Annotated in this window: 8 protein-coding genes and 1 other RNA gene; 1 reads left to right on the top strand and 8 read right to left on the bottom strand. The window is 28.4% G+C overall.

The window, feature by feature from the left end:
* Nucleotides 1-8,547: a hypothetical protein gene (locus NPA11_RS02860; protein WP_257043393.1), complete on the top strand. Its 8,547-nt coding sequence runs from the start codon at nucleotides 1-3 to the stop codon at nucleotides 8,545-8,547.
* Between the two features lie 90 nt (nucleotides 8,548-8,637).
* On the opposite strand, the gene NPA11_RS02865 is transcribed toward NPA11_RS02860, so the two are convergent.
* The 8 genes from NPA11_RS02865 to NPA11_RS02900 all read right to left on the bottom strand — a co-directional run bounded on the left by NPA11_RS02865 (nucleotide 8,638) and on the right by NPA11_RS02900 (nucleotide 14,578).
* Nucleotides 8,638-9,222: a hypothetical protein gene (locus tag NPA11_RS02865; protein WP_257043395.1), complete on the bottom strand. Its 585-nt coding sequence runs from the start codon at nucleotides 9,220-9,222 to the stop codon at nucleotides 8,638-8,640.
* A 69-nt stretch (nucleotides 9,223-9,291) separates the two neighbouring features.
* Nucleotides 9,292-10,389 carry a site-specific DNA-methyltransferase gene (locus NPA11_RS02870; protein WP_257043397.1) on the bottom strand — a complete coding sequence of 366 codons (1,098 nt, stop codon included), beginning with the start codon at nucleotides 10,387-10,389 and terminating at the stop codon, nucleotides 9,292-9,294.
* 13 nt (nucleotides 10,390-10,402) lie between these two features.
* Nucleotides 10,403-11,233 carry an HpyAIV family type II restriction enzyme gene (locus NPA11_RS02875; RefSeq protein WP_257043399.1) on the bottom strand — a complete coding sequence of 277 codons (831 nt, stop codon included), beginning with the start codon at nucleotides 11,231-11,233 and terminating at the stop codon, nucleotides 10,403-10,405.
* Between the two features lie 207 nt (nucleotides 11,234-11,440).
* Nucleotides 11,441-11,806, bottom strand: a transfer-messenger RNA (tmRNA) gene (gene ssrA, locus NPA11_RS02880).
* A 2-nt stretch (nucleotides 11,807-11,808) separates the two neighbouring features.
* On the bottom strand, nucleotides 11,809-12,246 hold the full coding sequence (gene smpB / locus NPA11_RS02885; RefSeq protein WP_257043401.1) for an SsrA-binding protein: 438 nt from the start codon (nucleotides 12,244-12,246) through the stop codon (nucleotides 11,809-11,811).
* Nucleotides 12,247-12,303: 57 nt separating this feature from the next.
* Nucleotides 12,304-13,269, bottom strand: a complete 966-nt coding sequence (recA, locus tag NPA11_RS02890) for a recombinase RecA (RefSeq protein ID WP_257043403.1) — start codon at nucleotides 13,267-13,269, stop codon at nucleotides 12,304-12,306.
* 119 nt (nucleotides 13,270-13,388) lie between these two features.
* A complete protein-coding gene (gene rpsO, locus NPA11_RS02895) occupies nucleotides 13,389-13,655 on the bottom strand; it encodes a 30S ribosomal protein S15 (RefSeq protein WP_257043406.1) in 267 nt (88 codons plus the stop codon).
* Between the two features lie 86 nt (nucleotides 13,656-13,741).
* Nucleotides 13,742-14,578: an FAD synthase gene (locus NPA11_RS02900; RefSeq protein ID WP_257043408.1), complete on the bottom strand. Its 837-nt coding sequence runs from the start codon at nucleotides 14,576-14,578 to the stop codon at nucleotides 13,742-13,744.
* Nucleotide 14,579 lies beyond the last annotated feature (1 nt).

The following is a 14,579-nucleotide window of genomic DNA, read 5'->3' on the forward strand; positions in this document are numbered from 1 at the left end:
ATGATTAAAATTAAAAATAACAAACTCAAAAAAGTATTAATTGTCTCTTGTGCACTAACAGTTCCTGTTGCTGTTGGTTTAGGGGCGACATTATTTGCTATTCACTCAAATGAGCAAGTCGATAACTCAACAGTGTACGGAAATTTCCTTGAAGGTGAAAATTTATTTAAACTTTATGTTCCATATATCAATGCTCCGCAAAACCAAAAAGACCAAGTTGCTAATGCTTATACTCAAGCTAAAGCAACCTGAAAATCAAAAGATAAAGGTTTAATTGAAAAACTTAACCAACTTGACAAAGCTCAAGAAATTGCCTTTAATTTTTACATTCATAATATTAATCAGCTTGAGACTCAAGATAAAGAACCATCTACTTTTTGGACTAAAATTGTTTCAAACCAAGAAGCTCGAATTCGTGAACTTGACTTTAAAGAACAACTTACACAACATAAAAAAGATCAAAGCTTAAAATTCTTTGATGTTTTTTACACAGCTAATAATCAACAAAAACAAGAATATTTAAAAAATCTTTCAGAAGAAATTAGTAAATTGGTCGCTTCACAAAACAATGATTTAAATAAATACATTAAACTTTTAGAAAAAACCTCTAATAAACTCGATTCTGTTCCTTTTGATGGTCTGAAAAAAGATGTTAATTCATCGCTTGTTCCTTTATACTCTCGTATTATCAGTGCTAATGTTCGTTTAAACGAAATCCAAATTGCATCACAGGATACTGAAAAACAAGTGAATAAACTTGAGCAAATGCTTTTGGATTCGCAAAGCGATATTAATGAAATTAATGAGTATTTAAAACAAATACAACCTTTTGTTAATAACACTGCTTATAATCAAAAAGAAAAAGATAATGTCAAAAAATTTCTCGATTCCACCAAAATTAACTTAGACATTGCACTCACTAAAGCTGACATTAATCAAATTCGTAACAGTGTGGTGACTTTTTATCAACAAATTTCAGACACGCAAAAAACCACATCTGAAATTCAACAAGTCATTCGTGAACTTAGTTCATACGTTGATAAATTCAATCCTTTATTGAATTTTAATAAAAATGCAATTAATGCACTAATTTTTCAAGTAGCTTCAATTAGCAATAAAAAAGAGCTTATCTCAGCAAAAAGCGATTTGTTCAGCCAATTTTATGCTCTTAAATTTGCCGATCAATTAATTGATGAACTAAACCAAAAAACTAATTTAGCATTAACTAATAAAATTATTAATAAAAGTAAAGCCAATTTAATTAGCTCACAAATTGAAACTATTGTAAATAAAGATTTGCCAACTAAAGATCTTTCAACACAATTGTTTGCTTTCTATAATGTACAAATTAAAGAACTTGAAGAGTTAACTTATTTAAATAATGAATTAAAACTCCTTCAATTGCAAATATCACAAATTAAAGAATTTGAATTTACAAACGAAGATATTAAAAGTCAACTCAATGAATTGAATAATCAGGTTGTTAATACTTATTCAAGCAAAGTTACTGTACCTTATTTAAGTACTATTAAAAATAAACTAAATGAGGAATTAAGAAATATCTTAAAAACCAATTTAAAACAACTTATTCACTCATTAAATAAACAAATTGGGTTAGTTAAAAATTTAAACAATCCAGTCAATGCAAATTTAATTGAACAAGCAAGAAAACTCAACGAATCTTCAGAAGCAATGGTTCAAGACTTTAATCCAATTCCTTCAGTTGAATTAATTCAACAAATTAAACTATACAACATTAAACTTCAAAACTTAATTAATGCTAATAAACAAACACAAGCCGAATCATATTCTAGTTTCACAAACGATTACCTTAGAGAGGTTTTTTCAAACAATGACGATTCTTATGTTCCGACACAAAAAGAACAAAAAAGAATTGATCTATACAATAATTATAAAAAACGTCTTGACGATCTTCGTACACAAATTAACGGTGGGAACGGAAATCCAGAACTAGAAGTTGAAATTGGATCTCTTGCTCAAAAACTACAAAACTTAATTAATACAGCCAATGATTTTCGTGATTTATCACTACTTGACAAACATGCTCAAAAAACTCTTCAAGAACAAGAAAACAATCCAAATGCTTCACTATTTAAACCATATATTGACGCAGTGATTAGCACTCGTAAACAACTTGGATCACTATTTACAGATCCAAACGTTTCTGTTCAACAAATTATTAATGATAGAAATAAATTAGATAAAGCCCTTAACGATTTAGAACAAGTTGATGTCAAAATTCTGCTTGAACAAAAAATTAATCAATTTAAAACCGCAATTGACACAAACTACCAAGGAGATTTATCAACTTCAGGATCAAAAGCATTATTTAAACAATATCAACAATTACTTTTAAACTCACAAGATGTGTCTAAAAAAGATAAAATTCATAGTTCGTTAATTAGAGTGGTCCAGCTCACTGATATTACTTCACTTTTATATCAAGCTGAGATTAATAAAAAGCGTTTGCTTAATATTATTGCTGATAAAAATTCTGCTCCATATACAGGAGATAAAACAAATCAAGCTATTGCAAATGGAAGACAAGAAATTGCTAATACAGATCAATTAATTGAACGTTTAAACAATCCGGATAATATTCCAAATTTAGAATCAATAGAAAACGTCAAAAATCAACTATTTAAGCGTGGTGATGAAATTTTACTTGCTTATGACCAAGAAAAAATTGAAAAAATTAATCAACATATTCAAACCACAGTTAAAACAAAAAACAATCAAGCAAGCAATGCTTATAAAGATAGTTTAGATAAAGTAAATAATTATGCAACAGTACAAAAATCGCAACTTGAATTAGAAAAAGCAACTCAAGCAGCAAATAAAATGGAGTTGTTACAAACTCTATCTGACCTATCTTCACAATTACTTGATTCTTATAATTTATATAGTATCAATGATTCAACCAAAACATTGTCTGATTATATTTTCGTGTTATTAAAAAATAATGAACTATCAGTTGGTGATGATAATAACAAAATCACTTCTAAAACTAATATTTTAAGAAAAGTAAATGAAATTATTAAAGCTAAAAGAGAATTTTTAGAAGTTGTTGCACGATTAAATGCAGTGCTTGATCAAAATAGAGAATGAAAAATTTATCAAGTTCTCAAAAAAGATATTAACGTTATTACACAAGAAATTCAATCACTTATTTATAATAATGATTTAACTGTTGAACAAATTAAACAGAAAACTGTTGAATTTGAAGGAAAAATTAAGTTTTTCACAAACAAAAAACGTGATCTTTTAAATCAATTGGACCAAGCTATTCAAGCAATTGATACTAAAGTTGTGGATTTGGATGCTAACACAACCAAACTTACAAAAACAAACACTTCTTATCAATTTAACACTTATTATACTTTAATAAAAAATGAATATGAAAATGATAAAAGTTTAAACCGTAGAAATAATGTAGATTCCAATGATATTAAAGCTTATGAAATCAAGTTACAAATTGGATATAAAAAAGATTTGGTTTTAAATAAATTAAAAGATCTACAAACAATTGCAACAACAATTAATTCAAGTTCTTCTGATTTACACAATAAAATAAAAGTAAATCAAACTACTTTTGATTCTTCAATAAAAAACACTCTTACATCAACGAGTTTATCACTTGCTGAGGTTGAAGAAATTAATCAAAAAATTGGATATTTTGAGCAATTATTTAACTTACAAAAACGAATTGCTGATTATATTCAAAAACCACAAACCACATCAATCGAGTTGCTTAAAGCCGCTGCTGAAACTTCTCTAGTAGTTCCATCAGATAATTTAGCTCAAGTTCAAGCTAAATTCCAAGAATTAAACAAAACCTATGTCAAAGAAGTCCAAATTCAAGAACTAAGAGAAAATATTCTCAATACTTTAGAAAATAAAGATTTAGCCAATGGACCATACGGAATTGTCAAAGACCTTGAAATTTCTCTCGGAGCTAAATCTGATCCAGATGTAATCACTAAACTTAACAATTATGTTGGAATAGTTAAAACATCAGCCACAACTACTGTTAAGCGTGATACATTAGTTAATCTTTTAAATCAAGTTAATCGGATTAAACAAGAAGTCCCAGCAATTGCTCAATTAGCCATAAATGTAGCAAATGGTGAAAATGCTGTTGATAATTTAACTAATAATAATTCTCATTTAATCAACACATATGTACAACAATTAAGTTCATTTTTAGCTCAAGCTAAAAATAGTTACTTTACTCAAACGGTTATTGGTCAAGATCAAAACAATATTAACTTTTATAATAATTTTAGTAATCAAATCGAATTTACAACCAAAAAATTAGTTGCTTCAGATGCTCTAGCCACAAAAATCAATCAGATTCAAAATATTATTAATGGCCAAGACTTTAATTTAAGAAGTCTTAATAGAAAAGTTAGTTTAAGTAAATTAAAAGATATTAATGATTATTTAAATGCTTTTAAAGTTGCTGCAACTAATAACGATTACAATCAAGAGGCAGTAGAAAAAATCAATATTTTAAACGCAAAAGCAACTGCATTCAAAAACATTATTGACACCAATGCACAAACTCTTGCTTTTGGTAATGAATTGGCAACAAGTAATTTTGCTGGTTCAGTTAATGATTTAAATGATATTCTCAAACTTGTTTGAGATAGTATTCCACGTGCAAGCGCTTACACTAATTCAGTACTTGGTCAAGAAGCAGGCAATACTTATCTAGTTAATGATTTATTTGACTTAACCTCAAATAATTCTAAAAATGTAAATGAATATAATAATTTAAGCGAAAAAATCATTCAAGAAATTCAATTAAAAACAGGACAAATTCGCACACGAAACGAATACCGAAGAGACACCAATACCAAAATTCAATCTCTCAAACAAACTATGTTTTCTCCGCTTGTGCATAATGATTTAAAAAACTCTTTATTAGCCTTTTTAGATCAATTAGAAAATGATAACAACACTCAAAATACCTTCACCATTGATCCAGATCATTCTGGTCAATTAAATATGGTGCGTTCTAAAATTGAAACTATCCAAGAAAAACTTGATCTTTTAAAAACTTTAGGACAAAAAGTTTATGATCTCGATAATTTTATTGACACAATTATTAGTGTTGATCCTTTAGTAAATAGTGCTAAAACTATAGCACAAAACTTAATCACAAAGGCAAAAGGTTATTACAATGATGCCGATAAAATGAAACTAGACGGCAATGAATCAATCGAAAATATTACCACTGATATTGAAAATGCACACTTTAGATTGAACTTAATAACTAAATACGAACTAGTGAAAAATCAATATGATAGTGATATTATTTTAGATCAAAACGAGAAAGAAGTAATTAAAGAAAAATTAGACGCTTTTACTACTGCTTATAATGGTACTAATCCAGATTTACATGTTTTATTTAATACCTACTTTAGAAATCCAGCTGACGTGGCAACATCTGAAGGGGCCAGAGCTAAAAACTCACTGATTAAATATGCTTTTGATAATGCCGTTAATTTAAAAAGGGAATATACTCAAGCCTTAAACTTAATCGCCCTAAAAGATGCTTCGCTTGATAGTACATCAGTTGAAACTAAGTTTAATCAGCTTACTCAATTAATCAATGGAGCAAGTGGAGTAACTGCTACATTAACCAATCATGATAATGATGAAGATGCTAAACTTCTACTTTTCAACACTATTATTAATAATATTAAGCAATTAATTAGTACTAAAAAAGATCAGCTCACTGAACAATTAAATGCTGATAATGAGTTAAAAAATTACTTTGATAGCACAAGTACCAACCTTAATACAAACCATGCACGTGGTACTTATGTTGATAATTTCATTCAAAGAGGAATTGACGATCTCAATGATGCTATTGCTAATAAAGACAATTTATCATACTCGCAAGTTAACGTTTATTTAAATAATTCTCAATCAGTGGCTCAATTGCAAATTTTTGACTTATATACCAAAGCGGTTAACGTAGTTGAAAATATTAAAACCACCTTGCTTGACTATATTAATGATTTTGCCCCAAGTAAAAATATTGTTCGTAAAGGTGCTGATTTTGATCCCAATGATTACACTCCTCTTTTAACTCTTCAAGACACAATTAATGCAGCTTTAGGATCAGACTTTACTAATATTGCAGATTATTCAAACAAAATTAATGCATTAGTTAGTGTAATCACTGGAAATTATCAAGCCATCATTGATCAGTTTGTGGATGCTGTTAAAGCCAAATTTGCACAAAAATTTGCTCCGACAGGTACAACTGGTGGTGCTGGATTTTATGTAAACTTAACTAATACTCTTGATGCACTGAAAAATAATATCTCTGGTCAACAATACAACTTGTATACATATAACCAAGCTGAAGATCTTGAAAACCAATATGATACCTTTAAAAATGAATTCGACAGTGCAAATCGTATTTATACTTCAATTGGAAGTAAAAAAGATTCAGGACAATTGGCTACTTTTGCAACTTTAGTCAATAAACTAAACCATGAGTTTTTGGTTTTAGAAAGAGCGATTAAAGACTCAATTACTAAATCCTTAGCTCAAAATCCACTTGAAGCTGTTTTTGCTGATCTTTACCAAACCATTAAATATGCAACTGTTTCAAATAATACACAAAAAATCAAAGATAAGTTTGTTCAGTTTAAACAATCGATCAGAGACTTGTCAAATAGTGTTGATTCAAGTGATACTTTCGATTTTACCACCTTAAATTCAACCAGTCAATTACCAACTAAATTATCTAGTTTAATTAATAAATTAACTGAATATAAAGATTGAATTAAAGATCAAGAAAACAAAAAATTACTCCTTGATCAACTTGATGATGATCCAAATAAAGCCAATCCTCTTCAGCCGGTAGAACAAAACATTGATCGAGATTTTGACAAAAAATATAAAGTCATTATTGCTAATGATCAATTCACTAGAAAGAAATTTAGAACTACATTTGATAGCATTGTAGCTAAAGACCCAAATGCAACAACCACTGAATTAGTGGAAATTGATGATAATGATACCTTCCTAGAAATGTTTGATCAGTTTGCTTATACTGATAAAGATGTTAAAGATGCAAATGATTTAAAATCAATCTTCTCACCTTTAAAACTCAAAGTTTATATTAAAAAATATGATCAAAACGGTTGGTTTGATTTGATTCCTCAAACTGAAAGTGAAGTTGCACGCCAATCCCTTAGAGCCAAAGTTGTTTATTCATACGAATCAAACAATGTCAATATTGGTGGATTAAGAATTGAAAAAGATGTAGTAATCACTTTTAAAACCCTTGATACAATTGCTCTTCCTAATGACACTTCAAGTATTTTTATCAATGGTAATAATGTCGGAACTGCAGCTAAAGTTGAAGCCATTGATGTTGATGAAGCTGGTTGAAATATTCCGCAAGTGGCTAGTCAAAATGATGCAAATGCTACAAGTGTAAAAAATGAAGTTATCACTAAAGTGTATAACAAAATGAAAGCTGCAATCTTTGATCTAAATAGCACTAATTCAACTATGGATAACGGTATTGTTCAGCCAAATAATAATTATTTGACAAGCTTAACTACTACCGCTGATCCAAATTTACAAAACATCAGATATAACTCAAGCGGAAGTAGTTCAAGACTGAGTGCTTATTTAGATAAGGATAATCGAAATACCCCAACTAAATATAGATTTGATTTTGAAAATCAACTATCAATTCCAATTACTTATAACGTTTCATTAACTTCGACTAAGGATTTTGAAACTTTAAACATCTACCCAATTGATAATGAAAAAGGTTTTGCATTTTTACAATTGAACGGTGGATCTGTCACCGGATTTCCTGGATATGGTAGAAATAACGGAACCGGAAAACCCGAAACTTATGACAACATCTTTCGTGGACATGGGCAGGGTTTTGCTGACATTTATAATAACTATGGTTTTTGATGAACAACTGCTATTAATAAACTTCCTACTGGAATTAACTTAAACTTATATACTTTTAATATTGATTATGATCCAGTAGCAAGAAAAGTGTATTTCTACAATTCATGAACAGAAAATACATTATTTGTTATCAATAAAACTCCACTTAGAGATAATCTCAACACACATAAAAACGATACATGATTAAGACAAAGTGAAAAAGACTTTTTGGCTGGTGTAGCAACTAGATTTGGTTCAAAACCAGCCAATTATCGTCCAACACCTGAAGAATTATCAAAAATATATTCAATTTTTTCTTCACTTAATGATAGCATTTTTAATAATTTTAACAAAAATAATTGATTAGTAACCTCGGCAAGAGATGCACTTGGCGGAAACCCTGTTTACCCAATTGCCGGTGGTCAAAGTACTGTTTATCGAAAAAATAAAAATGATCCTAAAACTGCAACTTTAAGACCACTTCCTAGTGCAGATTTTAAAAATAAGGGAGATCAATTAATTAAAGGATCAGCACGTGAATCATTGTATTCTGCTTTAATTAATAAATTCTGATTTAAAATTCGATAATTATTTTATAAAGAAGATAAATCAATTTATTCGTGATTTATAATATAAACGACAAAATTAAAAAGATTGGAAATTAATTTCCAATCTTTTTTAATTTACATCACCACTTGAAACAAGATATTTATCTCATCCTTCTACATATTCAATGTGTAATTTATTACACATTTTTTGAACAATTGCATCTCAATTTTTAAAATCACAAGTCACATGAAGCATGCCATTATTTGGTTTAGCTAATTGTGCCATAACAATTAAATAATGTAATAAACAATGTTCTTGATAAGTTACGATTATACTTGGTCCATAATTGTATAGGTTGGAACTGATTAAATCATTTTTAGTCAAAAAGATCTCATCAACATGATGTCTGTGATACTTGTAAACTGAATCGCCATTGGTATTATAAAAATTAGGTATTTTTGGATTTTTTGTTTTAATGTATTCTTGTATGTTTAATTCAGAATAAGGAATAAAATGATCCATTTTAAAATTTTCATGCGAGCTAAGAAATTCATTGAGTATTTGAAAGTAAATTGTTATTCATTTTTTAATATCTTTACGTTGCTTTTCGTATTGATCAATAATTTTTTGTTTTTCAATCTCAATTAATTCAGCTCTTTTTTTACGCTCTTTTTCAATTCCGAATTTTCAAAAAATAAGTTCTGAAATTCCCATAATATAATCATACTAAAAAATGTTTATAAAAGAATCGTATCGCTTACTAATTAATTAAATACAAATTTGTTAAAACTTATTAAACATAAACTTTATTTTATCATTTCGATATTCTTGTCTAATTTGGTTAATAGAAACTTTTATTCCATTTCTAATGACAAATAAATAATCAAAAGCATTAACTCTTCGTTTTCGCTCCATCATCTGAGCACTGATTTCATGCATTGATAAAATAGATTCTTCGTATTCTAATCTACCGTTTTCATCGTATAAAATTGCACTTTTTCCATTTTTATGATAGAAAGTTTCTTTAAGGTTGAAATATTTTTCTCTAACCATTTCTTTAAAAGTGACTTTTAAAGGTTTTTGATCAAAAATCGCTTTTTCAACATCTCCAATTTGAGGGATTGCTTCATCAATTCTTTTTTGTCCTAATTTAATATACTTAGGATCTCTTTCGATCATAATAAAGTTTCTGCCCATCTTTTTGGCCACTGCTCCAGTAGTCATTGAACCGCCAAATGGATCTAAAATTAAGTCATTTTGTTTGGTAAACAGAGCAATTGCTCGATAAAGTAGTGCTTCAGGCTTTTGGGTAGTATGGAATTTATTTCCGTTTTCATCTTTTAAACGCTCATTTCCTGAACAAACCGGAAACTCTCAAATTGAACCCATTTGCTTGCCATTGTTTAAAAATTTACCAGTTTTATAATTAAATGTAAATTTACTTTTTTTGCTTTTTGAAGCTCAGATTAAAGTTTCATGACTATTATTTAATCTTGTTCCAGCAAAATTTGGAGTTGGGTTGGTTTTCTTTCAAATGATATCGTTAATTACTCAAAAACCAAGTTCTCTTAGAATTGAGCCAATTTCATAAATGGATTGCATCCCCGAGATTAAACAAATAGCCCCATCATCTTTAAGCACTCTTTTTACTTGTGATAATCAATTGTAAGTAAATTTTTTATACTCTTCCATTGAAGGAAATTTATCTCAATCATCATCACATCCATCAAATTCAGTTCCTTCAACTCGATAAAGCTTTTTACCGCGTTCAATTTGCATAAAATAGGGGGGGTCCGCAAAGCAAAAATCAAAAGTTTTGTCGGGTATATGTTGCATAATTTCAAGATTATCACCGAGTAAAATTTTATTTTTTAATTCCATATTTCCTCCTTGATTACTTTTCATTATCCACAAATAAGCGCTTTTGTTTTGCTAATTCTATGTTATTTCCTGATGAAAAAAGTTCATCTCTTAGTAAAACATATTCTTCTTTTTCTGAATTTAACTTTGTTCATTCCTTTTCTGGTAATTTGACTAATGCGTTTAAAATTTCTGTGCTAGTTCCAAAATCTGGAACTGTGAATTCAATTGTTCGCTTTTGTTTTTTGTAATAGGTTAAATGTTTTTTAAGTTCCTCTCATATATGATTGCTGTTTAAAGAATTAAAGAATTCAGCACCATAATACAATTTCAATTCTATATTGTCAAATCTATTTATTTTCATTTGTTCAAGATAATAATTCTTATTTTTTGTAAGCTTATCATCAACAAACCACATAGATGCTTTAATTGGGATATTTTTATGTATAGATTTAATTAGATCTAATTTCTGAATAAAATTTTCGTATTGCCCTCTTTTTTTAGTACTATCGTGATCATCCCGAACTTTCATTTCGACAACATAGATTGAATTTTTATCTCTAAAATATTGATCTACGCTTAAATATAAATTCTTTTTATTGTTAATTAATTGCTTATCAAAAATTGTATATCCCAGTTTTTGAATATATTTAGTTGTAATTTCTTCTAAAATATCTCCAAATTTAATTTCATTACTTTGGGTAATGTTCTGAAGTAATTTTTGCCTAGCGTTCGATAATCTAAACAAACCGGAAAATCTTGTAGGATTATTAATAATCTTAATTAATAACAAATAATAAAAGTCATCTCCTTCTTTAAGATGTTTACTAACTATTTCGTTAAATTCTTCTTGTGAAATGAACATAATGTATTAACTTTTTTGAAAAGAACAATATTTTTAAAAAATAACCTGTACTACTATTATAAATATTTAAATAAATTCGCGGACTGAAAAATTTAAATTTAATTAAAAATAATGGAATTTTTTTATATTTTAGGCAATTAAAATCTAATAATATTAAACAAAAAAATAAAAAAAGTCTAATACATTCGTATCAGACCATTTATTCAATGGTGGAGATGACGGGAGTCGAACCCGTGTCCACATGTAAATGCTAATATGCTTCTACAGTTTAGTTAATTTTAATTAGTTATTAAATCTCGAAATTAACAAAATTTGATTTACAACTTTGACTGATTTTCGTGAATAAATCGTCAATTTAACCACTATCCTTTAAGACCCATTTATCTAATAAAGGAGTTTTAGATAAATGACTTTGACGCTAATTAAAATGCGTAAGCAAAGGTTTGATTTTGTACCATCATTGATGGTGAAACTTTTTCAGATTTTCCGTTTATTGGAACCTAGAAGTTTTTAAGGTGAACCACACCACTGCAACATACAAGAACCTACACCTGTCGAAACCATTACATCCCCATTTAAAGGTAGTTTTTAATTACCTTTTGAAGCCTTTTTTGAGTTTCTTCTTTAGCGATTTTTTCTCTTTTATCATACTTTTTAAGACCCTTAGCGAGTCCTATTTCGACCTTAATTTTACCTGCTTTAAAATACAATTTTAAAGGAATTAAAGTGAGCGGTTGTATCTCTAAAGAGAATTTAATCTTTCTAATTTCGTTTTTGTGAAGTAATAATTTTCTATCACGAAGTTCATCAACTTTTAAAAGCATATATTTATTAAAATGGGCTTCTTTTAAAAAGATTTCATTTTTATAAATTGAGCAAAAAGCATTTGATAAATCAACTTGATTGGCTCGACAAGATTTTACTTCTCAACCAAGCAGTGAAATTCCTGCTTCATATTTATCTAAAATCTCATAATCTCGAAAAGCTTTTTTATTGTTAGAAATAATCTTCATAATAGCTTATTAATTTTAACATTTTACAGATAAATTAGGTCTATTTCTTGCATTGGTTTACAAACTAGAATTTAATTTATTTTTAATATCAGGATTATCGGTTAGATAATCCTTCATTGCTTTTTTACCTTGAGCCACATTCTTGCCTTCATAAGAATATCAAGCTCCTTTTTTAACTAAATTACCATTTTCAACACTTAAATCAATGATTTCTCCTAAAGTATCAATCCCACGAGAGAATAAAATTTCACTTACACCAACTTTATATGGAGCTGAAAGTTTATTTTTGACTACCTTAAATTTAACTTCATTCCCAATTGAATCTTTACCATCCCCTAGCACTGAGCCTTTTCTAACTTCGACACGAATTGAAGAATAAAATTTCAGAGCACGTCCACCAGTGGTGGTTTCTGGATTTCCAAAAATAACTCCAACTTTCTCTCTAATTTGATTAATGAAAATAACAGTAGTTTTATTTTTATTTAAACTCGCGGTGATTTTTCTTAATGCTTTAGACATTAATCTTGCTTGCAGACCAATTTGTTGATCTTTCATTTCTCCGTTTAATTCAGCTTCAGGGACTAATGCGGCTACTGAATCCACAACAATTAAATCTACATGCCCACTTTTAGCTAATAAATCAACAATTTCTAGTGCTTGTTCTCCTGAATCAGGTTGTGATAAAAGAAGTGTATCAACGTTTACTCCGATATTTTGTGCATAAACAGGATCAATTGAATGCTCAGCATCAATAAAAGCAGCTATTCCACCATTTTTTTGTACTTCAGCAATTGCATGAAGTGATAAAGTTGTTTTACCACAAGATTCAGGACCATAAATCTCAATTACCCTACCTTTGGGAAATCCATTTATTCCAAGTAATTTATTAAGTACATAACTACCACTTGAAAAAACTTCAGTTTCTCCATAAGGAACATCTCCTAAAATCATAATTGATTCAGTACCGAAACGTTTTTCGATTTCTTTTAGTGTTTCTTTAATTAATTTTTGTTTATCATCCATACTAACTCCATTCAGTTAGTTAATATTATTTTAGTTAAAAAATTATAAAATAAAACTTTTGCTGGATTCTTCCACTTTTTTAACTCTAAATCGCAAACAAAAAGTGCCTTAAGCACTTATTATTTACGAAGATTAAGTTCTTCAAGACATCTTAAGTATTCAGCTGGATTAGATTTTTTAAGGTGTTGTAATAACACTTTACGCTTTGCGATTTTTGCTAAAAATCCTCTTTTTGAGTGATTATCTTTTGGATTATTTTTAAAGTGTGGTTTTAAAAGTTCAATATCTTCTGTTAAAATCGCAATTTGAACAAATGAATTTCCAGTGTCTTTAGGATTTTTACCATATTTAGCAACTAGTTCAGCTTTTTTTTCTTTTGTAACCATAATTATCTCCTTAATTATGTTTTAAACATAGCCAAAATTTGTATTTTAACCAAGTTTAAAATTTATGTTTTAATTTCTACACTACATTATATCATATTTTTATTTTCAATAAAATATGACTTTGCGTCACAAAGATCTTGTTCAGTCACTAGATCTTGAGGTTTAGATGTAATAATTTTTAATTTTGCAATTACCTCAACTAAAAGTTGCTGTTTTTGTGGAAATTTGATTTCTGAATCAATTAAATGAAGATATTTATTTTGATCTAAGCTTTGATGGAGAACCCCATAATACACCACAATTGGACTTTTAATTAAAACAATATAAATTCCAGGATGAATTGGAGCAATTTTTTCGTGTGTTTGAACAATGTTTGAACCAGTAAAAAATCCCGAAAAAGAATAATTTTTTGGTAAAAGTAAATTAAGCTTATCAATATCTCCAAATTCTAAAAGATCTTTGAGATCTTTAGTGCTGATTTTAACATTTTGAACTTTATATAAGTCAAGAACATTGACCTTAGCGTTTGGCAAAATATGTTCAATATCTTGAGCAGTATATTTAGCTCCACGACCAAATCTGAAATCTTTTCCTACAGTAATGTTTACTTGATGATTTGAAAAAATTTTATTGAGAAAATCTTTTCCGTCCATAAGTGAAATTTTGGAAAAATTTAATTCAATTACAGCATTAATCCCAAGCGAAGCTAAAGTTGTATATTTAGCAAAATTATCAGTGAAAAAGACTTTTCCGAATTTAGGCATAAATTCTTCATTGTTAAAACAAATGACAATTTTGCGCCCTGAATTGCTCGAGATATTTTTTAAAAGTTGAAAATGACCCATATGAAACGATTCAAATGAACCGATAATGAAGTTGTCATTTGGTTGAATTGTAAAATTATCAATGTTATAAATAATCATA

This window comes from Mycoplasma sp. 1578d, assembly GCF_024582695.1.
GTDB lineage: Bacteria > Bacillota_I > Bacilli_A > Mycoplasmatales > Metamycoplasmataceae > Mycoplasmopsis.